The following is a 22,258-nucleotide window of genomic DNA, read 5'->3' as shown; positions in this document are numbered from 1 at the left end:
TCCCTACACGACGCTCTTCCGATCTGTTCACCCGGATTTGGTTTGCTTTGAGCCGCCTAAGGCGCGCCACGAACGGTAACGTTGCCGTCATCGTTGCCTTCACCTTGCCGGTCGTGGTTGGCGGCGCCGGCCTCGGTGTGGAGACATCCTTCTGGTATTACAGCAGCCTTAAGCTGCAGGCCGTTGCCGATGCCGCGGCCTATGCCGGTGCGCTCGAGAAAGTCGCGGGTTCCGATAACCCGACCATCATCGCCGCCGCCACGCAGTCCGCGACCTCGAACAATTTTGCCACGCCGGGCACGATCCAGGTCAACACGCCGCCATTGTCCGGCCCGAACACCGCGAAGAAGGCAGTGGAGGTCATCGTCAAGCAGAACCTCGACCGCTACTTCACGGCGATTTTCAACCAGGCGCCCGTTGCCGAACAGGCAAGGGCGGTGGCGCTGATCAATGACGCCTCCAANTCGGACTCGATTGCCTCGGACGCCATAAAGACGCAGGGCTCGGCGGTGCTCAAGGCCGACTGCCTGATCACGGTCGGCGGCATGGTGCTGAACAATCCGGCGACCACGGTCTGCAAGTCCAACATCACCCAGGCCTTGCCGGCAGCCGATCCTTTCTCCAGCCTGGCGGCGCCGACGGCCGGGAACCCGTGCAAGTCTGTCAACGGCAACAAGACGTCGCAAACACTCCAGCCTGGCACCTACTGTAGCGGCATGAGCCTCAGCGGCAACGNGACGTCGCAAACACTCCAGCCTGGCACCTACTGTAGCGGCATGAGCCTCAGCGGCAACGTCACCCTGCAGCCCGGCGTCTACGTCGTGCAGGGCGGTATGAAGGTCAACGCCAACGCGGTCGTCGCGGGCAGCGGGGTAACCATCTTCATGGCAGGCAGCAACACTGTCAGCATGAACGGCAACGCCAAGGTGACGCTGAGCGCGCCTACCTCCGGAGCCTATTCCGGCGTGCTGTTCTNCTGTCAGCATGAACGGCAACGCCAAGGTGACGCTGAGCGCGCCTACCTCCGGAGCCTATTCCGGCGTGCTGTTCTACGGCGACAGGACCGGGACTGCGGCACAGAGCACCTTCAATGGCACAGCGGACTCGCTTTTGACCGGCGCCATCTATTTTCCCAGGCAGCAGGTCAACTATCTTGGCAACTTCTCGGGGAACGGTGGCTGCACTCAGGTCGTCGCCGACACCATCCAGTGGTCAGGCAGTACGACCATCAAGCAGGACTGCACCAGCCTCGGGATGAAGAACATTCCGGCGACGCAATCCGTTCAGCTCGTCGAGTAGCGGGATGGGTGGGCGGACCTTGCGCATTGTCCTGGACAAATCCGGGATAGCTGCCGTCGAGTTTTCCATGTTGCTGCCCATCCTGTGCCTCGTTTGCCTCGGCATCGCCGACGGCTGGTCCTACGTAACGAGTTACCTGCAGATGCGCGCGGGCGTTAAAACCGCGGCCAATCTCGTAATGGCCGGCGCGTCCAATGACACGGGAACGCAGGCGGTCGCGCTTTCGAGCTGGAACGACAAGCCCGAGGACGCCGCCGTCGTGCTGATCCGCTCCTATTTGTGCGGCGCCACGGTCGTGGATGAGACCACCATCTGCGGCGGAACAAAGCTGCCGACTGTCTTCGTCCAGATAACGGCCACGGGCACCTGGGTGCCCCCGTTCAACTTCGGTGTTTTCCCGGACCCGCGCGCGATCAGCCATCAGGAGGTGATCCGTGTCCGCTGAAAGGATCGGATCCAGGTGGCGCCGTGACTGCTCCGGCGCAGCCGGGCTGGAATTCGCCTTGATCGCGCCTTTTCTGGTGATGCTTTTGTTCGGAATCTTCGCCTTCGGCTGGGCCATGAATGCCGTGTCGACCGTCCGCTATACACTGGAAACCTCTTCCCGGGCGCTGCAGCTGAACAACACGCTTTCGCAGAGCGACATCCAGGCCATCGCCACGCAGAAATTGGTGAACCTGGGTCTGCAGAACGTCATTGTGACGATCGCGATCGACCCTGCCAGCGGCGGCTTCAAGATGGCGCATCTGACCGCNTATGCCTTCGTCATCGCTTTCCCGTATTTCGACCAGTATCCGATAAATTACGCCACGACCGTCACGGTGCCCCTGGTTGCCAGCTAGGATACGGCCGGCTTCGTTGAGTTGGCGGCGCCGAACTCAGACCGTAACGGATCGACTGGGAACCATCGCTCGATCTGGAATTGTACTTGCAAGAGGTCGATTCTCTTCGCGGCTGTAGATGCTTAAAGCTCGCTCGTGAGACCTCAGGGATGGACTTTTTCTACGGAACTAAAGTCAGGCTGCTTGCTTGGTCGCGTCCGTGAAAATCACCGAAAACCAGTCCATCAGTGCTGCAACATGCCGACAGGCTATCTCAGTCACCAAGCCTTTGATCTTGCTGGTGATCCCGACAGGAATCGAACCTGTGACCTACAGATTAGGAATCTGCCGCTCTATCCTACTGAGCTACGGGACCACGCGGCCCGACACATAGCCGCTTCCGATCGTTTCGCCAAGAGGCTCGCCGAAGGCAATGAAGAGGCCGGCCGAAGGCAATTCGGCCGGCCTTTCGGCGGCATATGTCAGGCTGCGAGCGCCGTTTCGGCCAGTTTCACCCAGTAGCTCATGCCGTGCGGGATGACTTCGTCGTTGAAGTCGTAGGCCGGATGGTGGAGGCCGGCGGTCTCGCCATTGCCGATGAAGATGAAGGCGCCAGGGCGGGCTTCCAGCATGTAGGAGAAGTCTTCGCCGCCCATCACCGGCTGGATGGCGCGGTGGACCTGGGTGTCGCCGGCGACATTTGCCGCGACATCGCCGGCAAAGACCGTTTCTTCCGGATGATTGAAGGTCACGGGATAGTTGGCGTCATAGTCGACAGTGATCGTCGCGCCGAAGGCGGTGGCTATTCCTTCGCAGATGGTGCGGATGCGCTCTTCCGATTTCTTGGCGATCTCTTTCTTCAGTGTGCGCACCGTGCCGGCAATCTCGGCGGTCTCGGGAATGACGTTGTAGGCGTCGCCGGCGTGGAACTTCGTCACCGAAACCACCACCGCCTCGACCGGATCGGTGCTGCGCGAAGCGACCGTCTGAAGGGCGCCGACCAGCTGGCTGGTGATGACGATCGGGTCGATCGTGCCGTGCGGCATCGCCGCATGGCCGCCGCGGCCCTTGACCGTGATGGTGAACTCGGCGGTCGCCGCCATGATCGGGCCCGGCCGGATGGCGAACTGGCCCACCGGCAGGCCCGGCATGTTGTGCATGCCAAAGACGCGCGAAATGTCGAAACGCTCCATCATGCCGTCCTTGACCATCTCGTTGCCGCCGCCGCCGCCCTCTTCGGCCGGCTGGAAGATAACCGCGACCGAACCGGCGAAATTGCGCGTTTCGGTCAGATATTTGGCGGCGCCCAAAAGCATCGCCGTATGGCCGTCATGGCCGCAGGCATGCATTTTGCCAGGAATGGTCGAGGCATAGGGCTTGCCGGTGATCTCGTTGATCGGCAGCGCGTCCATGTCGGCGCGCAAGCCGATGGTCGCGCCTTGCCCCTTGCGGCCATGGATGATGCCGACGACGCCGGTCTTGCCGAGGCCCGTCACCACGTCGTCGCAGCCGAATTCCTTCAGCTTCTCGGTGACGAAGGCGGCGGTCTTGAAGACATCGAAATTCAGTTCTGGCGTCTGGTGCAGATGGCGTCGCCAGCCGGCAACTTCATCCTGCATCTCGGCGGCGCGGTTGAGAATCGGCATAATGGTTCCATCTCGCTGTTGGAGCAGACGATCTGGCCTGCTTGATTGCAATTGTGATTGCCATGCTTGTTGCCATCTTGGCACTTTGCCATCTTGGCGTCACATAGGGTAAATAGCACCCCAGACAATGTGATCCGGAAATTGAGGGCCGGATCAGGTCATGCTGGCCATCGCGTAACGAAATCTTACGGAGCCAGGGGCGACTACGGCAAGAGGCGATTTCGGATTCCATGATGCGGCACAGCCATATCCTCAAATTACTGCTAACGGGCGGCTTGGCGCTACCCATGCTGGCTGGGCCAGCTTTGGCCAATCCGGTGATCCTGTTCGACCTCAACAGCGGCAAGGTTCTGCAGCACCAGGACGCATTCAAGCGCTGGTATCCCGCTTCGCTGAGCAAGCTGATGACCGCCTATGTCACCTTCCGGGCGATTGCCGCCGGCGAGGTCCAGCTCGATTCACCGATCAAGGTGACCAAGCATTCGGCGGGCGAACCGCCCAGCAAGATGGGCTTCAAGCCGGGCTCGGTGATGCGGCTCGACAATGCGTTGAAGATGATGCTGGTCAAATCGGCCAACGATATCGCCATGGCCATCGGCGAAAACATAGGCGGCTCGCAGGCCGGATTCGCCGTTCGCATGAATGCGGAGGCGGCGCGGCTCGGCATGACCGGAACGCATTTCGTCAATCCGAACGGACTGTTTTCGCCGGAGCAGTATACGACGGCGCGCGATCTTGCCCTGCTGGTGATGGCGATCCGCAAGGAATTCCCGCAATACGCCCCCTGGTTCTCGATCGAAGGCCTTGCCGTCGGCAAGAAGGCGATCTCCAACTACAATCTCTTGATCGGGCGCTATCCCGGCGCCGACGGCATGAAAACCGGGTTCGTCTGTCCCTCGGGCTTCAACATGATCGGCTCGGCGACACGCAATGGCCGCACGCTGGTCGCGGTCGTGCTCGGCGAAAAATCGGCGATCAGCCGTGCCGAGACCGCCGCCAGGCTGCTCGACCAGGGCTTTGCCACGCCCGACCCGAACTGGCTCACGGTCGCGGCCATGCCTTCCTATGGCGATACAATGTCACCCAACGACATGCATGATGAGATCTGCAGGAAGAAGGCGCCGCACGAGCAGTCCGAGGCGGCTCCGCCGGTGGCCGCGAAGGGTGCCGACGTGCCGAAATCGTCCTATCAGGAAAAGCTCGACCACGTGCCGACGCTGGTTGCCGTGGGCCTCGGCGGCGCCACCGGGCCGGCGCCGAAGGCGATGCTCGACCAGGGCGGCCAGGAATACGCCGATGTGCCGCTGCCGAGCTGGCGGCCAGACATTCCGGCGCCAAAGGGCGCCGAACCGGCCGTGGTGGGCCAGGCAACCGCGGTGCAGGGCGACCAGCTGGTCAAAGCCGCGAACTAGGCGATGGCTGGCTTTCCGATACCCGTCACGGTGGTCACCGGCTTCCTCGGCGCCGGCAAGACGACATTGCTCAACCGGCTGCTCAAAGATCCGGCACTGGTCGACACGGCCGTCATCATCAACGAATTCGGTGAGGTGGCGATCGACCACCTGCTGGTCGAGCAGGCCTCGGACGGCATCATCCAGTTGTCCGACGGCTGTCTGTGCTGCACGGTGCGCGGCGAACTGGTCGATACGCTGGCTGACCTCGTCGACCGGCTGCAGACCGGCCGTATCGCCCGCCTTGCCCGCGTCGTTGTCGAAACCACCGGGCTCGCCGATCCGGCGCCGGTGCTGCAGTCGATCATGGCGCATCCCGCCCTTGTGCAGGCCTTCCGACTTGATGGCGTCATCACGCTGGTCGACGCGGTCAACGGCAATGCGACGCTCGACGGCCATGTCGAGGCGGTCAAGCAGGTGGCGGTCGCCGATCGCATCGTGCTGACCAAGGTCGATCTGGCCAGCGATCCCGGCGACGTCGATGCTTTGCGAACGCGACTCCATCAGCTCAATCCAGGCGCCGTGGTGCTGGACGCCGGCGACGGCCGAACCGGCGTCACGGCGCTGTTCGATTGCGGCCTCTACAATCCGGCGACCAAATCCGCCGATGTCCGGCGCTGGCTCGGCGAAGAAGCCGCCCATGAGCACCACCATCATCATGATCATGACCACGGCGAGCATGAGCACCACCACCGCCACGATTCCCGCGTGCGCTCCTACTCGCTGGTCCATGACGGCCCGGTGCCGTTTTCGGCGATCGAGATGTTCCTCGACCTGCTGCGTTCTGCGCATGGCGACAAGCTTTTGCGGATGAAGGGCATCATCGAGCTTGCGGAGGACCCGTCGCGGCCGCTTGTCGTCCACGGGGTGCAGAAGATCCTGCACCCGCCGGCGCGGCTGCTGGCCTGGCCGGACGGCCAGCGCGGCACCAGGCTGGTGCTGATCACGCTCGATATGCCGGAAGACTATGTGCGCCGGCTGTTTTCCGCCTTCACCAACCGGCCGTCAATCGACACGCCGGATCGCGCGGCGCTGGAGAGCAATCCGCTGGCGATAGCCGGGGGCTGATTGTCAGGCTCGCTATGCGCCGCGTTCGACCAGGAAGCGGTGGCCGCCGCTGACGGCTGATGTTTCAACAAGCTGGTGGCCAGCGTCGGCGCAAAAGGCGGGGATGTCGATGACCGCCAGCGGGTCGGTGGTCTCCAGCCAAAGCCGGCTGCCCGGCTGCATTGCCGCCAGGCGTTTTTTCGCCTTGAGAACGGGCAGGGGGCAGTTCAGGCCCTTGAGGTCATAGATCGCGGTGTGATTTGTTTGTTTGTCTTCATGCATGTCTTTGTCCCAAAACCGCTGCGCACTTTTGGGCGACATGCATCGGCAAGGCGAAAAACCTCAGCCGCCGAACATGCCTAGCAGCTTGTTCTTGATCTTCGACATCCGGCTTTCGTCCGCCGGCGGTTCTGCAGGCGCCGCCTCGACGCTCGCAGTGGCGACCGGCTGCTGGGCGGCCTGCTTGGCTGCTTCCTTTTCGGCCAGCGCTTGGGCCTTTGCCGCTTGCTTTTCAGCCAGTGCCTGGGCCTTGGCGGCTTTCGCAGCCTCGATGGCAGCAACCCGCTGTTCCTCGGCCTTGCGCTTGGCTTCCTTCTCTGCGTCCAGCGCCGCCATCTTGCGGCCGGCGGGCGAATCGATGCGCCCCATGCGCGCCGTCTCGGTCAGCGTGCCGTCGGAATTCAGCGACGGCGGTTCGATCGGCACGCGCTCGCCCCGGGCGCGGCGCTTCGACCAGTCGGAAACGATGGCGGCTTCCTTGATGCCGGCAATGGTCGGCTTGGGCGCCGGCACGCTGGCTTTGACCGCGCCGGTGAAGGCCGCGTCATAGCTGCTTTGATAGGCGTTGAGTGCGCTCTTCAGCGAATCCGGCTGCGTGGTCGCCGGGCAGGCGCCGGTCGGATCGAATGTCGTGCCCTCAGGCGCCACCTGGTTGAAGACATAGCGCTTGTCGCAGACATCGACCTTCGGTGGCACCTTGGTGATCTCGAAATTGTCGTAACCGACCTTCAGCATCTTCCAGAACTCATAGTTCGGGTCGTTGCGGTAGCGCGCCATGTTGGCGGCGGTCATGCGGAACGGGAAGGCCTGGATCTGGAACTCGGTCTGGCCGCCCTGGAAGGCATCGCGACCAAAAGCGTAGATCTGCTCGATCTGCGGATCGGTCATCGAATAACAGCCCGACGACGAGCAGGCGCCGTGCACCATCAGATTGGCGCCGGTGCGGCCATTGGCACGGTCATAGGCGTTGGGATAGCCGATGTTGAAGGACAGATGATAGTTCGAGCGCGGATTCATCTGCGACGGGCGGACCGTATAGAAACCTTCCGGCGCCTGGCGGTCGCCCTCGGTGTATTTTGGGCCGAGCTTGCCCGACCATTTGCAGATGTCGTAGCTGGCGACCATCTCGTAGCGGCCGGTGGTCTTGGCCTTCCAGATTTCGAGCTTGCCTTCTTCCTTGAAGATGCGGGCCATCACCGACGAGGTGCGGATCATGCCCTTGGCCTTCATGTCGGCCAGGATCTTGTCCGGCAGCGGCTTGCTGGCTTCCGGCGCAAAATTCTTCATCGAGGAATCGTTGCAGCCGGCAACGCCAAGCGCGGCGATCAGAAGTCCAGTGCGGGCAAGCTTGGTAAACATGGATACGGCTATGTCTTTTTCTCGCGTCACGGCCGGATAGCGCCCGGGCCTGCATGCTGAACACCGACGGACCCTAAGCCCGTTAACCTTGAAAATTCCTTACCGCAAGCATCGGAAGGCGCCCCCCACGGCAATTCGCTCGGTGTCACGGATTTTTTATTGAGCCGAATGCGGCGGCATTTTTGTGGCGAAATTGCTCCTTGACGCCACATTGCGGTGCGCTGCCGGCAAAAATCAGAGGCTGCGGCCCATCGCCAGATATTTTTCGCGGCGCTGTTCGCGAAAATCGGTGTTGGCGCCGGCAAAATCCTTCATCGTCTTGGCGATGAGGTCGCCGGTGGCGGCGATCACCGTTTCGGGCGCGCGCTGGGCGCCGCCGAGCGGCTCGGCAATGATGGCGTCGATGATCTTCATTTCCAGAAGGTCCTGGGCGGTGATCTTCATGTTGGTCGCCGCATCTTTCGAGCGCGTGGTGTCGCGCCACAGGATCGAGGCAGCGCCTTCCGGCGAGATCACCGAATAGATGGCGTGTTCCAGCATGTAGACGCGGTTGGCGGTGGCGATCGCAATGGCGCCGCCCGAACCGCCTTCGCCGATTACAACCGAAATCGATGGCACTTTGAGGCCGAGGCAGGCCGAGGTTGAGCGGGCGATGGCTTCAGCCTGGCCGCGTTCCTCGGCGCCAACGCCGGGGTAAGCGCCGGCGGTGTCGACCAGCGTCAGAAGTGGGATCTGGAAACGGTCGGCAAGTTCCATCAGCCGCACGGCCTTGCGGTAGCCTTCAGGGCGCACCGAGCCGAAATTGTGCTTGAGCCGGCTCGCCGTGTCGGAGCCCTTTTCCTGGCCGATGACGGCCACCGGTTCGCCGCGGAAGCGGGCGAAGCCGCCGATGATCGCCTGGTCCTCGCCGAAATTGCGGTCGCCGGCGAGCGGCGTGAAATCGCTGAACAAGCCCTTGATGTAGTCGAGGCAATGCGGCCTGTCGGTGTGGCGCGCGACCTGCACCTTCTGCCACGGCGTCAGCGCCTTGTAGATGTCGCGCAGCGCGTCGCGCACGCGCTTCTCGAGCCGGCTGATTTCGTCGCCGACGTCGACCGCCTCGCCATTCTCGGCAAGCTTCTTCAGCTCGAGGATCTTGAGTTCAAGGTCCTGCACCGGCTTTTCGAAATCGAGGTAATTGTACATTCTTGAGCGGACCGATGCGTCGGAAGGCAAACATCGCGCAGATGTAGGCTCCGCGCGGGCACGTTGCCCTCACATAGCGATATGAGGCCTAGTCGGCAAGCGGATGATGATCGTTGACCAGCCGCACCAACCGCTCTTCCAGCACATGCGTGTAAATCNCTGCGTGGTCGAGATATCGGCGTGGCCGAGCAGCTGCTGCACCGCCCTGAGATCGGCGCCGTTCTGCAGGAGATGGCTGGCGAAAGCATGGCGCAGCACATGCGGCGAAATTTTCGCCGCCGATATGCCGGCCCGCGCGGCAAGGCCTTTGAGATCGCGGGCAAAGACCTGCCGGGAGAGAAAGCCGCTGTCGCCGGCGGCCGGGAAGAGAAACGGGCTGTCGGCGAAAGCCGGCACCGTGGCCCGGGCTGTGAGCCAAGCCCGCATCGCCGTGCGGGCCTTGGCCGACAGCGGCACCATGCGCTCCTTGTCGCCCTTGCCGCGCACCATGAAGAAGCGGTCGTCGCGCTGGGCGACGGTCACCGGCAGGCCGACTAGTTCGGAGACGCGCAAGCCGGTGGCATAGAGCACCTCCACCAAAGCGTGCAGGCGCAGTGCAGCCACCCGGTCACCATTGACGGCATCGCCTGTCTCAAGCGCGGCGCGGTCGAGCAGCCGACCGGTATCGGCCTCGCTCATCGTCTTGGGCAGCGGCCGGCCCTTTTTCGGACTGTCCAGCGTGCCGGTCGGGTCGTCGCCGCGCAAGCCCTCGGCGTAGAGAAACTTGAAGAACTGGCGGATCGCCGACAGTTTGCGCGCCTGCGACGTCGACGCAAAGCCGCGCGCCGCGATATCGTCGAGATAGGCGCGGATGTCGGCTGCGGCGGCAGCGGCAAGCCCGCCGGCAATCTGCTGCGAAGCGTCTTCGAGATCACGGCGGTAGGAAGACAGCGTGTTTGCAGCAGCACCGCGTTCGGCGCTCATCATCTCGAGAAAGGCTTCGATGCGAGCCGCGCTGTTCATGTTCCAGGGGTCAGTTTTGGGTCAGTTTTTCTTGGGGTTCAGCTTTTCCGGTGGGATGCGCACGGTAATTTCGGCTTTTTTCGGCTCTACGAACATCGCCAGCGCCACCATCGTACCATAGGCAATGCCGGCAAGAATCATCATCGTCACGACAAAGCGGAACAGTGTCGGCATCAATCTTCGCCCGTCTTCTTGCTCTGCGATTCCAAGCCCTGTGTCCTTATGGGACGCTAATTCCGTCAATTCAAGGACGAAGGGCTCTGCGTGCGAAAGGCGCTATGCTTGACGCAAACGGGCTTTTGATGTCGATACGCCGGCAAAGACGGCTTAGAAGCAGCATGGTCTCATGAACGCGTTACCAGCAAATCCTCCCGGCGATAGCCATGCCGCGCTACTCGACAGGCTGGGCAACCGCTCGATCGTCTTTGTCGGCCTAATGGGCGCCGGCAAGACGGCGATCGGCCGCAAGGTGGCGACGATGCTGTCGCTGCCCTTCGTCGACAGCGACCAGGAGATCGAAACCGTGTCGCGCATGACGGTGCCGGAACTGTTCGAACGCTATGGCGAGACCGAATTCCGGGCATTGGAGCAGCGCGTCATCCTGCGCGTGCTGGAGAGTGGGCCGCAGGTGCTGTCGACCGGCGGCGGCGCGTTCATGAATGCGCAGACGCGGGAAGCGATCGCCGGGCATGGCGTGTCGGTGTGGCTGAAGGCCGAGATCGACCTGTTGATGGAACGCGTGTCCAAGAAGCAGAACCGGCCGTTGCTCAAAAGCGCCGATCCGCGCGCCGTGCTCGAGCGACTGATGGGCGAGCGCTACCCGGTCTATGCCACGTCCAACATCACCGTGCCGACACGCGACGACCGCAAGGAGGTCATTGCGACGGAGGTTGTCGACGCGCTGTGCGGGCATTTCGGCATTCCGGCTCCGACTGCGCCAGGCGAGGTGCGGCTGTGAGCGAACCGGTCACTGTCGAGGTCGGCCTTGGCGAGCGTGCCTATGACATCCTGATCGGCCCTGGCCTTTTGGCGCGCGCCGGCGCCGAGATTTCGCGCCGCCTGCCCGGCACGAGGGCGGCGGTGGTCACCGACGACAATGTCGCGGCGGCACATCTCGACGCGCTGAAGGCCGGTCTGGAAACAGGCGACATCCAGCCTGCCGTCATCACTTTGCCGGCCGGCGAAAAGACCAAGAGCTTTGCCCATCTCGAAGAGGTGGTCGACGGCGTGCTCGCCGCCAAGCTGGAGCGCGGCGATGTCGTCATTGCGCTCGGCGGTGGCGTCATCGGCGACCTGACCGGCTTTGCCGCCGGCATCGTGCGCCGCGGCATGAATTTCGTCCAGATTCCAACCTCGCTGCTGGCGCAGGTCGATTCCTCGGTCGGTGGGAAGACCGGCATCAACAGCCCGCGCGGCAAGAATCTGGTCGGCGTCTTCCATCAGCCGAAGCTGGTGCTGGCCGACACCGAAGTGCTCGACACGCTGCCGATCCGCGAATTTCGCGCCGGCTATGCCGAGCTTGCCAAATACGGGTTGATCGACCGACCGGCGTTTTTCGCCTGGCTGGAAGCGAACTGGGAAAAGGTGTTCGCCGGTGGTGCGGAACGGGCGGAGGCGATCGCCGGGGCCTGCCGCGCCAAAGCCGATGTCGTCGCCCGCGACGAGTTCGAAACCGGCGACCGCGCACTGCTCAATTTTGGCCACACGTTCGGCCATGCGCTGGAAGGCGCCACACAGTATGATGGCGCCCGCCTCGTCCATGGCGAAGGCGTCGCCATCGGCATGGCGCTGGCGCACCGCTTTTCCGCAAGGCTCAATCTGGCCAGCCCGGACGACGCGGCGCGGGTCGAGGCGCATCTTCGCGCCGTCGGTCTACCCTGGCGGATGGCCGACATCCCTGGTGAGTTGCCCGATGCCGAGGCGCTGCTTGGCTTCATCACCCAGGACAAGAAAGTGTCGCGCGGCGCGCTGACCTTCATCCTGACGCGCGGCGTTGGCCAGGCTTTTATTGCCAAGGATGTACCGACGTCGGAGGTGCTTTCGTTCCTCAGCGAAAACCATCCGGGCCAGGAAAGCCGGCGGCGATGATCAACGAACCCGGCTGGACCGTCGTCGCCGTCCTTGCCATCCTTACCCTGCTGGTCCTGGCCGTGCGCACGCGCCTGCTTGCCATGTTCGGCTATGAGTTGTCGCGCATCGAGCCGCAGCGCTCGACCCAGGACGAGTTGCGCGGCGCGGTCGACGATTTCCGCCGCGACGGCCAGATGGTGCGAGAGGACCGCGACCGCGTCGGCGGGCTGTTCGATCTCGCCGAACTCGAAGTCTCCGACATCATGGTCCATCGCACCAATATGCGCTCGGTCAATGCCGACAATGGGCCGGAAGCGGTGGTGCGCGAGATCCTGCAAAGCCCACACACCCGCATGCCGTTGTGGAAAGGCTCGCTCGACAACATTGTCGGCGTGCTGCACGCCAAGGACCTGCTGCGAGCGCTGAACGAGGTCGGCAACGACTTTTCCCGGATCGACGTGATGAAGATCGCGTCGAAGCCGTGGTTCGTGCCCGACACCACCACGCTGCAGGAACAACTCAACGCCTTCCTGCGCGCCAAGGCGCATTTCGCTATCGTCGTCGACGAATATGGCGAGGTCGAAGGGCTGGTGACGCTGGAGGACATTATCGAGGAGATCGTTGGCGAGATCGCCGACGAGCACGATGTCGACATTCAGGGCGTCAAGCAGGAGGCGGACGGTTCCGTGGTCGTCGACGGCACCGTGCCGATCCGCGATCTCAACCGGGCGCTCGACTGGAACCTGCCTGACGAGGAAGCGACCACCATTGCCGGGCTGGTCATCCACGAGACGCAGTCGATCCCCGAGGAAAAGCAGGCTTTCACCTTCCACGGCAAGCGCTTCGTGGTGATGAAACGCGACAAGAACCGGATCGCCAGGATCAGGATCAGGCCGGCGGGCGAATCCTAAAGGTCCGAGCAGGCCCGCAACAGAACGCTCTTTGCCGAGTTTATGCCGCGATCTGGCTCGTAGACCGTTCGTGGATTGTCGCACCGGTTTGAGCGTCAACTGCAACCAGGCTGACCTCGTAGCCCCAGAGGCTGCGTACATGGCGGAGCGTCGCGTCACGGCTGGCGCCTTCGAGCACAACACCATCCTTTACCCTGTGTTGCAGCCGCAACTGCCGGTCGCCGAGCAGGTCGACATCAATCACCTGGATGTCCGGCCGATTCGCTCCAAGGTCGTAACTGTGGGCAAGCTGGGCGCGTATCTTGTGATAGCCACGTTCGTTGTGGATCGAGGCGACTTCGAAATGCGGTTGGTCGGCTCCATCGCCAAGCACGAAGAACCGCCATTTTCGGATCAAGCTCGGGCTGAGATACTGGCGGATAAAGGATTCGTCGCGGTGGTTGGCCCAGGCCTCAAGCAGGACCTCGCGCCAGTTGCCATGTCCTGCAATGTCCGGGAACCAGTCGCGGTCCTCCGCCGTCGGCTCGGTCGAAATGCGCTGTATGTCCTGCATCATGTCGAGGCCGAGGGCATAGGGATTGATGCCTGAAAACCGGGGATCGTCAAAGGCCGGCTGGAAGATCACGTTCGAATGGTTGCGCAGGATTTCGAGCATGGCACCTTCGCCGATCCGGCCACGATCGAATAGCATGTTCATGAGCGTATAATGCACGAAGGTGGCGCAGCCTTCATTCATCACTTGAGTCTGTCGCTGCGGGTAGAAATATTGCGCGATGACGCGGACGATCCTGATGATCTCGCGCTGCCAGGGTTCCAGGGTCAGGCTGTTCTTCTCGAGGAAATACAGGAGGTTTTCCTCGGGCAGGTTGAGCGATCTCTTGCGCTCCGCCATCCCTTGATCCTCATTGCCGGACTTGTTTTTGTTCTGCGACGGCGGCAGCGTGCGCCACAGATCGTTGTAGGAGCGCTCTTCGTATTCGAGGCGCTCGCGAAGCCCTTCGCGCTGTCGCTCCGACGAGAGCTTTGGCGGCCGGTGGTAGCGGAACACCCCTTGTTCCATCAGCGCATGGGCGGAATCGAGAATGGCCTCCACTGCTGCAAGGCCGTGCCGCTCCTCGCACCGGGCGATGTAGCCCTTGGCGAAGTCCAGATAACCCAGGATTGCCCCGGCGTCGGTCCATTGCTGAAACAGATGATTGTTCTTGAAGAAATGATTGTGGCCAAGCGCCGCGTGGGCCGTCACAAGGGCCTGCAACGCCATGGTGTTTTCCTCCATGAGGTAGACGATGCAGGGATTGGAGTTGATGACCAGTTCATAGGCCAGCCCCCGACCACCCTTACGGTAAAGAAGCTCCTGGTGAAGGAAATGTTTGCCGAACGACCAATGCCGATACATCAGTGGCATGCCGATAGATGAGTAGGCGTCGAGCATCTGCTGGGAGGAGATTATCTCTATCTGGACCGGGTAAGTATCGAGATGCAACTCGTCGACCGCGATCGCCTCGATCTCTTCAAAAGCCCGCGATAATTTCTCGAAATTCCAGTCAGAACCGGAAAACAACAAATTCGTTTCGTTGGCTCGCCTGACCATCTCTCTCTCTCAAGCGCTCTTGATGGCCGCCGGCTGCCTGGCGAAGAGCCGGTGGAAGACCGGGTAAATATCCGCGGGAGCAGCGATGCGGCTCATCTGGAAGTTGGGCCATTTCAGCTCGATCGTACTGTAGGCGCGCCAAAGCGACGTCCCGTTTTCGGTAGCACCGAATATGTGGCTCTCGCGTTCGTCGATGATCTCGACATAGGCGAAATACTGGCACAGGCGCATGAGCTTGCCGTTCATGAGCTCTATGCATCGCTCGGAATCGGTGGTGAAATTGTCCCCGTCAGAGGCCTGCGCGGCGTAAATGTTCCACTCGCTGGCAGGATAGCGCTGGCCGATAATGCGGTGCATTTCGTCGAGCGCGGTGGAGACGATCGTACCGCCGCTCTGCGTGTTGTAGAAGAACGTGTCCTCATCCACTTCGTGCGCCTCATGGGTATGGCGGATGAAGACGATCTCCGTGCGTTCGTAGCGCCGTTTCAAGAACAGGTGCAGCAGCACGAAGAAGCGTTTGGCCAAGTCCTTTTCGCGTTGGCCCATCGATCCGGACACGTCCATAAGGCAGAACATGACGGCATTGGCATTCGGCACCGGCCGGGCGTCGAAGCGGTTGAATCGGATATCGACCGGATCGACAAAGGCAATTCGCCTGCGCCGTCGCTCCAGCCGGTCAAGCTCGTCGCGTAATTCCGCGATGCGCTGGCGCACCGCCGCGCCGGCCGGGGCCGACTCAAGCGTGACGATTTCCCGGAGGATCGCCTCCAGTTCCTGCTGCGTGGGGCGCCTCAGCGCAATGCGCCGGCCTAGGCTGTTGCGCATGGTGCGGCCGGCATTGATGTTGGTCGGGGAACCGGTTGCCGCGAAGCCGGCCCGGCGCGGCTTGAAGGCAAGGATTTCCTTGAGATTGAGCTTAACCAGGTCGGGCAGTTCGAGATCCTCAAAAAAGAGTTCGAGCACCTCCTCGCGTGACAGCACGAAACGAAAATCGTCTTCCGACGCCGTGTTTCCTGGCGACGACGCCGCGCCGCCCCCATGCGGCTTCGGGAGCAGGTCTCCAGGGGAAAAATGCCTGTTGCCCGGAAGGATGTGTCGGCGCCGTCCGCTGGCCCTGTCATCGTTGAAGCTCGGCTCGGCCGTTTTCCTTTCCGGCATGGGCACGGCGTGCTCGGTATCCACGTCGGCGATCCTGCCAGTGCGGATTTGATCGCGAATGCTCCGCTTCAACTCCTCGCGAGCACGCCTGAGGAAGCGCTGTCGATTGCCAAGGCTCTTGTCCTTGGGGTTCAGGCGACGGTCGATGAAGATCGGCATGGAACCATCCGGCTCTGTCAACCCGCCTTGTTCACCCGCATGTACCAGTCCACCAGCCGGCGTACCTGCCGTTCTGTGTAGCCACGCTCGATCATGCGCTGTACGAATTCGTTATGGCGCTTTTCCGTAACGCTGTCTTGCTTGGAGCCGAAGCTGATCACCGGCAAGAGGTCCTCGACCTGTCCGAACATCCGCTTCTCGATGACCTCGCGCAGTTTTTCATAGCTGGTCCATGACGGGTTGCGGCCGTGGTTTCTTGCGCGAGCGCGCAGAGTGAACTTCACCACCTCGTTACGGAAGTCTTTGGGATTGGCGATGCCTGCCGGTTTCTCGACCTGCGAAAGTTCGTTGTCCAGGATCTCCCGGTTGAGGATCTGGCCGGTGTCGGGGTCCTTGTAGTCCTGGTCCTCAATCCAGGCATCCGCATAGGCGATGTAGCGGTCGAAGAGGTTCTGGCCGTATTCGCTATAGGACTCCAGATAGGCCTTCTGGATTTCGTGGCCGATGAACTCGGCGTAGCGCGCCGCAAGCTCCGACTTGATGAATTCAAGATAGGCCGCTTCCGTTTCCTTCGGGAACTGCTCCCGCTTGATCGCCTCCTCCAGAATGTACATCAGATGCACAGGATCGGCGGCCACCTCCTCATTATCGAAGTTGAATGTCTGCGAAAGGATCTTAAAGGCAAAGCGCGTGCTGACGCCCGTCATGCCTTCATCGACGCCGGCGGCGTCGCGATATTCTTGGACCGACTTTGCCCTGGGATCGACTTCCTTCAGATTTTCGCCGTCATAGGCGCGCATCTTGGTGTAAAGCGGCGAGTTGTCGTGCTCGGCCAAGCGCGTCGAAACTGCAAAGCGGCTGAGGATGTCCAAAACTTCAGGGGCACAGGGGCTGGCGGCCAACTCGCTCTCACGCAGCAATTTCTCATAGATCTGCCTCTCTTCGGTGATCCGCAGGCAATAGGGTACCTTGACCACCAGGATGCGATCGAGAAACGCCTCGTTGTTCTTGTTGCTCTTGAACTGTTGCCATTCCGACTCGTTGGAATGGGCGACGATGATCCCCTGGTAGGGAAAGGCGCCGAAATTTTCAGTGCCGTTGTAGCTGCCTTCCTGTGTCGCGGTCAGCAGCGGATGCAGAACCTTGATGGGTGCCTTGAACATCTCGACGAATTCAAGCAGACCTTGCGTGGTCCGGTTCAGGCCACCGCTATAGGAATAGGCATCGGGGTCGGACTGGCTAAAATTTTCCAATTGCCTGATGTCGACCTTGCCGACCAGGGCCGAGACATCCTGATTGTTCTCATCGCCAGGTTCGGTCTTGGCAATGCCGATCTGGCGCAGCCGCGAAGGCATCAGCTTGACGACGCTGAATTTGGAAATGTCGCCAGACAATTCGTCGAGGCGCTTGGCCGCCCATGGCGAAATCAATCCGTTCAGCCGGCGCCGGGCTATGCCGTATTTATCCTCTAGCAGATCACCCATGTGATCGGGATGGAACAGCCCAAGCGGCGACTCGAAAACCGGGCTGATCTGGTTGCCGACCTTCAGCGTGTAGATCGGGCGCTGCTCCATCAGTTTCTTCAGGCGCTCGGCCAGAGAGGATTTGCCGCCGCCGACCGGGCCGAGGAGATAGAGGATCTGCTTGCGTTCTTCGAGCCCCTGCGAGGCATAGCGGAAATATCCAGCTATGCGCTCGATCGTATCCTCCATTCCATAGAAGTCAGAAAAATGAGGGTAGATCTTGAGGGTCCGATTCGCGAAAATGCGGCCGAGGCGCTCGTCTTTGCTGGTGTCAACCAGTTTTGGTTCGCCGATTGCGTCGACCATCCTTTCGGGCGCCGAAGCGTACATCGATTTGTCTTCCCGACAGGCAAGAAGATACTGTTGGATGCTGACCTCTTCGTCCGCCGCATTGGCATAAATTTCCGAAAAAAGATCGAAGACGTCGGATTGGGTTGCACGCATGATGTTCTGCCCTCGGAGCCGATCTGGATTCCAATCGCCTCATCACCTTCAACTGTCGGAAAGCATTGTTGGTTCCCTTCACATGAAGGAGAGTGGCTGCAATCCGGGTAGAAGGCTTGGGAGGAAACATTCGGAGTGGCTGGAATGGCGGGTTGCCCGGTGCTGCGGCGCTGATGGGCGGCGTTGTCGCCGGCCAGCTATCTCGATGGACACAAGCATCCGCCGACCTTCATCGCCTATTCGCGCGCCGAAGGCCGCGACGACCAATCGAAGGCTTTGCCAAACGCCTGCGCGCCATCGGCACTGAAGTGACGCTGTTCGACGGCAACGCCTACACGCATATGTCGATCAATCACGACTTCGGCGAGGACGGCGACGCGTTGACCGCCGCGATGCTGGCCTTCCTGAATGGACCGTCGGTTGATCGCCGGATCCCCGCGAGGCGTCCTGGATCAGACCAAAAGCCCCGGCGGGACATTGCCGACCCGGCGCCTACAGGTGCAATTGTTCCTGAATTGTCGATTGGGAAAGAAAATCATGAATGGCGCCGATCTGCTGTGCGACGTGCTCCTGGCCAATGACGTCACGGTCTGCTTCGCCAATCCTGGCACATCCGAAATGCATTTCGTTGCCGCACTGGACCGCAAACCTCAGATGCGTTGCGTGCTCGGCCTGTTCGAGGGCGTGGTAACCGGCGCCGCCGACGGCTATGCGCGCATGACCGACCGCCCGGCAGCAACGTTGCTGCATACCGGACCGGGTCTCGCCAACGGTTTGGCCAACATGCACAACGCAAGGCGTGCGCGCAGCCCGATGATCAACATTGTCGGCGACCATGCTTCCTACCATCTGCCGCTCGATGCCCCGCTGACCAGCGACATAGAAGGCCTGGCGTCGCCGATGTCGAACTGGGTTGGCCGCGTCAAGGGGCCGGCCGATATTGTGCCGGCCGCCGAGGCGGCTTTCCGCGCCTCACTCACGCCGCCTGGCGTCACGACGCTGATCCTGCCTGCGGATGCGGCCTGGGGCGAAGTTGCTGCGATTTCACCTGGCAAGGTGAAGCTGGAGCCGCCGCCCGCGGTCGACATGGCTGTTGTGCGCACGATCGCCGAAGCAATCCGCGCCGCGCCGGGCCGTGTCGGCATGGTGGTGCGTGGGCAAGCGGCGCGCGCCGATGCACTTGTAATCACAGGGAGAATTTCATCGGGAAGCGATGTCAGGCTGTTCAGTGAGGTTCTGATCGCCCGCATGCAGCGCGGCCGCGGGCGGTTCGCCCCGACCCGCATTCCCTATCCGGTCGATGCGGCGACGGCCACGCTCCGGGATATCGATTTGCTGGTGCTGGTCGGCGCCAAGGAGCCGGTTGCCTTCTTCGCTTATCCCGGCAAGCCCGGGCGGCTGGTTCGGGACGATTGCAAGGTGCTTTCGCTGGCGGCGCATGGCCAGGATCTGAAAGCGGCGCTGGAGGCGCTGGCCAACGAGCTCGGCATCAAGCCGACGCAGCAATTCGCCGCCGCAACCGCCTTTCCAGACGAACCGACGCTGAGCGGCAGACTGACGGACGATGCCATCGCGCTGTCGGTGGCGCGCAAACTTCCGGCCAATGCCATCGTCTGCGACGAAGCGGTCACCTCGGCGAGACGGTTCTTCACGCTATCCGCCTTTGCGGCGCCGCACGACTACATGATGGGTACGGGCGGATCGATCGGCGGCGGCATTCCGATGGCGACAGGAGCAGCGATCGCCTGCCCGAACCGCAAGGTGATCAATCTCGAAGCCGACGGCAGCGGCATGTACACGGTGCAGGGACTGTGGACCCAGGCCAGGGAAAAGCTTGACGTCGTGACCATCATTTTTTCCAACCGGACCTACGCCATCCTGCATGGCGAAATGAAGAATGTCGGGGTCAATGAAATCGGCGAGAACGCCAGGCGCATGCTCGATCTCGACCATCCGGCGCTGGACTGGGTTGCGTTGGCCAAAGGCATGGGCGTCGAGGCGGCCCGCGCCGACACGTGCGAGCGGTTCGACGCGCTGCTCGACAGTGCCCTGTCGCGTCCGGGACCGTTTCTCATCGAAGCGGTGATCTGAGGCGGAGAGACTTACCATCGGGTCTTTTCGCCGGGTGCAGCCGGTTCGATTGCCAGCGCATGGACGCCGGCTTGCAGCTCCGCTGCGAGCAATTCGTTGACGGCGCGGTGGCGGTCGATGCGGCTCATGCCGGCAAAGACGGATGAGACGATGCGGACGCGAAAATGCGTCTCGCCGGTGCCGTCATAGGCACCGTGATCATCGGAGCCGTGGTGGTGATGACCGGCATGAAGGTGGCTTTCATTGACGATCGCCAGCCGCTCCGGCGAAAACGCCTTGTTCAGCTTGTCTTCCATCGTCGCCTGTATGGACATCGCCATCTCCCTTCACCATATCTGCAAGGCGTGATCGGGAAATCGGGATCGATCCCGCCGGGCCGCCTCAAAAATCGCCATTCGCCCTGCTTTATGCCGCGATTCAGCGGTTAGGGCGATGATCGCGAAAATGTCAATTCTTGTTTCGCACGTGCGAACAGCCCATAAATGGGTGAGATGAAACCGTACCCCAAATATTTCGAGAAAATTCGGGTCCGTCCCGACAAGGATGCGGAGCTGAAGTCGCACTCGCCGATCTGCCAGTGGGACGGCTGCAAGGAGGCCGGTACCCACCGGGCGCCGGTCGGACGCATGAAGGAAGGCGAGTATTTTCAGTTCTGCTTCGATCATGTGCGCGAATACAACAAGGGTTTCAACTACTTCTCCGGCGTGCCGGACACCGAGATAGCCCGCTTCCAGAAGGAAGCGATGACCGGCCACCGGCCGACATGGAAGATGGGCGTCGCCGGCGCCTCGACGCGCTCCTCGCCCGATTTCGCCCAGCAGCGTTCCGGTCGCGCCGGCTATTACAACCGCATGCGCGATCCTTTCGACCTGTTCAAAGGGCCGAAGGACCCGCGCGAGGCGCGCGAACGCAAGGCCAAGCCGCTTGAGGCCAAGGCGCTGGAAACGCTTGGCCTTGATACAAAGGCGACTGGCAAGGACATCAAGGCGCGCTATAAGGAACTTGTGAAGCGCCACCATCCGGATGCGAATGGCGGCGATAGAGGTTCGGAAGACCGGTTCCGCGATGTGCTGCAGGCCTATCGCGTGCTCAAGCAGGCGGGTTTGTGCTGAGCAACCTAACGGTTCGTGTCGTTTTCCAACTTTCATAAGGGTGGAAAAGGCTCTAAGACCGCCCCCGGACAAAATCGATTGCCGGCGAAATCAGGCATTTCGCCCGTGGAGACTTGGATAGAGATGAACAAGGTCGATCGCGACATCGCCAATTTGCCCGACACGACGGTGTCGGTGAAAGACAAATTCGGCTTCGAGTCCAAGATGGTGGTGCCGGCCTATTCGGTCACCTCGGAACATGTGCCGGACATCGATCCGGACTATCTGTTCGACAAGGCAACGACGCTGGCGATCCTTGCCGGCTTTGCCTACAATCGCCGCGTCATGGTGTCGGGGTATCACGGCACCGGCAAATCGACGCACATCGAACAGGTCGCAGCCCGCCTGAACTGGCCCTGCGTGCGCGTCAACCTCGACAGCCATGTCAGCCGTATCGACCTCGTCGGCAAGGACGCCATCGTCGTCAAGGATGGCCTGCAGATCACCGAATTCCGCGACGGCATCCTGCCCTGGGCCTACCAGCACAATGTCGCGCTCTGCTTCGACGAGTACGATGCAGGCCGTCCGGACGTGATGTTCGTCATCCAGCGCGTGCTGGAATCATCGGGCCGCCTGACGCTGCTCGACCAGAGCCGGGTCATCCGCCCGCATCCGGCGTTCCGCTTGTTTTCGACCGCCAACACCGTTGGCCTCGGCGACACCACCGGCCTTTATCACGGCACGCAGCAGATCAACCAGGCGCAGATGGATCGCTGGTCGATCGTCACCACGCTGAACTACCTGCCGCACGACAATGAGGTGAACATCGTGCTGGCCAAGGCCAAGCACTATCGCGACGGCAAGGGCAAGGACATCGTCAACAAGATGGTGCGGGTCGCCGACATGACGCGCTCGGCCTTCATCAATGGCGATCTGTCGACCGTGATGAGCCCGCGTACCGTCATCACCTGGGCCGAAAATGCCGAGATCTTCGGCAATATCGGCATGGCGTTCCGGCTGACCTTCCTCAACAAGTGCGACGAGCTGGAGCGTTCGGTGGTGGCCGAGTTCTACCAGCGCGCCTTCGGCGAGGACCTGCCCGAGAGCGCCGCCAACGTGGTGCTGGGCTGA

General features: G+C 61.8%; 20 protein-coding genes, 1 tRNA gene and 1 pseudogene. 11 read left to right on the top strand and 11 right to left on the bottom strand.

The genetic code is table 11. The features are described from left to right. The first annotated feature begins 1,366 nt into the window (after positions 1 to 1,366). Together X771_RS160250 and X771_RS160255 are read left to right on the top strand one after the other, a co-directional pair. Positions 1,367 to 1,744: a pilus assembly protein TadE gene (locus X771_RS160250; RefSeq protein WP_084567735.1), complete on the top strand. Its 378-nt coding sequence runs from the start codon at positions 1,367 to 1,369 to the stop codon at positions 1,742 to 1,744. Next, positions 1,734 to 2,141: a TadE/TadG family type IV pilus assembly protein gene (locus X771_RS160255; protein ID WP_023686742.1), complete on the top strand. Its 408-nt coding sequence runs from the start codon at positions 1,734 to 1,736 to the stop codon at positions 2,139 to 2,141. The genes X771_RS160250 and X771_RS160255 overlap by 11 nt, the downstream gene beginning before the upstream one ends. 278 nt (positions 2,142 to 2,419) lie before the next feature. On the opposite strand, the gene X771_RS160260 is transcribed toward X771_RS160255, so the two are convergent. Together X771_RS160260 and X771_RS160265 are read right to left on the bottom strand one after the other, a co-directional pair. Beyond that, positions 2,420 to 2,496: transfer RNA gene (locus X771_RS160260), tRNA-Arg, on the bottom strand. Positions 2,497 to 2,602: 106 nt separating this feature from the next. Further along, positions 2,603 to 3,766 (bottom strand): M20 aminoacylase family protein, encoded by a 1,164-nt coding sequence (locus X771_RS160265; protein WP_023685374.1) that lies wholly within the window; start codon positions 3,764 to 3,766, stop codon positions 2,603 to 2,605. A 233-nt stretch (positions 3,767 to 3,999) separates the two neighbouring features. On the opposite strand from X771_RS160265, the gene X771_RS160270 reads away from it, so the two are divergent. Beyond that, entirely contained in the window at positions 4,000 to 5,178 is a 1,179-nt protein-coding gene (locus X771_RS160270; RefSeq protein WP_023686740.1) for a D-alanyl-D-alanine carboxypeptidase family protein, read from the top strand. 3 nt (positions 5,179 to 5,181) lie between these two features. After that, positions 5,182 to 6,285 (top strand): GTP-binding protein, encoded by a 1,104-nt coding sequence (locus X771_RS160275; RefSeq protein ID WP_023686739.1) that lies wholly within the window; start codon positions 5,182 to 5,184, stop codon positions 6,283 to 6,285. A 12-nt stretch (positions 6,286 to 6,297) separates the two neighbouring features. Here the strand turns inward: X771_RS160275 and X771_RS160280 are convergent, their stop codons facing one another. The 5 genes and pseudogenes from X771_RS160280 to X771_RS160295 form a co-directional block, all read right to left on the bottom strand. Beyond that, entirely contained in the window at positions 6,298 to 6,546 is a 249-nt protein-coding gene (locus X771_RS160280) for a sulfurtransferase TusA family protein (RefSeq protein WP_027050749.1), read from the bottom strand. 60 nt (positions 6,547 to 6,606) lie between these two features. Continuing rightward, complete coding sequence (locus X771_RS160285; RefSeq protein WP_023686738.1) at positions 6,607 to 7,902, bottom strand: murein L,D-transpeptidase family protein; 1,296 nt, start codon at positions 7,900 to 7,902, stop codon at positions 6,607 to 6,609. Between the two features lie 234 nt (positions 7,903 to 8,136). Further along, a complete protein-coding gene (locus X771_RS160290) occupies positions 8,137 to 9,087 on the bottom strand; it encodes an acetyl-CoA carboxylase carboxyltransferase subunit alpha (protein WP_023685389.1) in 951 nt (316 codons plus the stop codon). An 88-nt stretch (positions 9,088 to 9,175) separates the two neighbouring features. After that, positions 9,176 to 10,089, bottom strand: a pseudogene (locus X771_RS01000000164680) (site-specific tyrosine recombinase XerD). A gap of 21 nt (positions 10,090 to 10,110) precedes the next feature. Next, a complete protein-coding gene (locus X771_RS160295) occupies positions 10,111 to 10,263 on the bottom strand; it encodes a hypothetical protein (protein ID WP_023670666.1) in 153 nt (50 codons plus the stop codon). A 172-nt stretch (positions 10,264 to 10,435) separates the two neighbouring features. Here X771_RS160295 and X771_RS160300 point away from each other — a divergent pair, with 172 nt between their 5' ends. Genes X771_RS160300 through X771_RS160310 form a run of 3 tightly spaced genes read left to right on the top strand, consistent with a single transcriptional unit; the run spans position 10,436 to position 13,070 of the window. Continuing rightward, the gene (locus X771_RS160300) at positions 10,436 to 11,047 is read left to right on the top strand and encodes a shikimate kinase (RefSeq protein ID WP_023686737.1); all 612 of its coding nucleotides are present in this window, start codon (positions 10,436 to 10,438) and stop codon (positions 11,045 to 11,047) included. Next, entirely contained in the window at positions 11,044 to 12,177 is a 1,134-nt protein-coding gene (gene aroB / locus X771_RS160305) for a 3-dehydroquinate synthase (protein ID WP_023686736.1), read from the top strand. The genes X771_RS160300 and aroB overlap by 4 nt, the downstream gene beginning before the upstream one ends. Next, complete coding sequence (locus X771_RS160310) at positions 12,174 to 13,070, top strand: HlyC/CorC family transporter (RefSeq protein WP_023686735.1); 897 nt, start codon at positions 12,174 to 12,176, stop codon at positions 13,068 to 13,070. Before aroB ends, X771_RS160310 begins: the two co-directional genes overlap by 4 nt. Positions 13,071 to 13,110: 40 nt before the next feature. Here X771_RS160310 and X771_RS160315 read toward each other — a convergent pair whose 3' ends face one another. From X771_RS160315 to X771_RS160325, 3 genes are read right to left on the bottom strand one after another with little or no spacing between them, the layout of a single operon-like run. Then, positions 13,111 to 14,661, bottom strand: coding sequence for a SpoVR family protein (locus X771_RS160315; RefSeq protein ID WP_023686734.1), 1,551 nt, complete (start codon positions 14,659 to 14,661; stop codon positions 13,111 to 13,113). A 9-nt stretch (positions 14,662 to 14,670) separates the two neighbouring features. Next, positions 14,671 to 15,978 (bottom strand): YeaH/YhbH family protein, encoded by a 1,308-nt coding sequence (locus X771_RS160320; protein WP_023686733.1) that lies wholly within the window; start codon positions 15,976 to 15,978, stop codon positions 14,671 to 14,673. Between the two features lie 17 nt (positions 15,979 to 15,995). After that, positions 15,996 to 17,945 (bottom strand): PrkA family serine protein kinase, encoded by a 1,950-nt coding sequence (locus tag X771_RS160325; protein ID WP_023686732.1) that lies wholly within the window; start codon positions 17,943 to 17,945, stop codon positions 15,996 to 15,998. Between the two features lie 152 nt (positions 17,946 to 18,097). Between X771_RS160325 and X771_RS1000000169060 the strand changes: the two genes are divergently transcribed. Beyond that, positions 18,098 to 18,526: a hypothetical protein gene (locus tag X771_RS1000000169060; protein ID WP_245259876.1), complete on the top strand. Its 429-nt coding sequence runs from the start codon at positions 18,098 to 18,100 to the stop codon at positions 18,524 to 18,526. After that, complete coding sequence (locus X771_RS160330; protein WP_023686731.1) at positions 18,483 to 20,036, top strand: acetolactate synthase large subunit; 1,554 nt, start codon at positions 18,483 to 18,485, stop codon at positions 20,034 to 20,036. Before X771_RS1000000169060 ends, X771_RS160330 begins: the two co-directional genes overlap by 44 nt. Positions 20,037 to 20,047: 11 nt before the next feature. Here the strand turns inward: X771_RS160330 and X771_RS160335 are convergent, their stop codons facing one another. Continuing rightward, complete coding sequence (locus tag X771_RS160335) at positions 20,048 to 20,350, bottom strand: BolA family transcriptional regulator (protein WP_023670675.1); 303 nt, start codon at positions 20,348 to 20,350, stop codon at positions 20,048 to 20,050. Between the two features lie 168 nt (positions 20,351 to 20,518). Here X771_RS160335 and X771_RS160340 point away from each other — a divergent pair, with 168 nt between their 5' ends. Both X771_RS160340 and cobS read left to right on the top strand, forming a co-directional pair. Then, positions 20,519 to 21,148 carry a J domain-containing protein gene (locus tag X771_RS160340; protein ID WP_032887126.1) on the top strand — a complete coding sequence of 210 codons (630 nt, stop codon included), beginning with the start codon at positions 20,519 to 20,521 and terminating at the stop codon, positions 21,146 to 21,148. Positions 21,149 to 21,271: 123 nt separating this feature from the next. Continuing rightward, positions 21,272 to 22,258: a cobaltochelatase subunit CobS gene (gene cobS, locus X771_RS160345; RefSeq protein WP_023670677.1), complete on the top strand. Its 987-nt coding sequence runs from the start codon at positions 21,272 to 21,274 to the stop codon at positions 22,256 to 22,258.

The organism is Mesorhizobium sp. LSJC269B00, from assembly GCF_000502815.1.
Taxonomy (GTDB): domain Bacteria; phylum Pseudomonadota; class Alphaproteobacteria; order Rhizobiales; family Rhizobiaceae; genus Mesorhizobium.
Note: the sequence above shows the minus strand (reverse complement) of the source record. Positions and strands in the feature narration are given on the sequence as shown.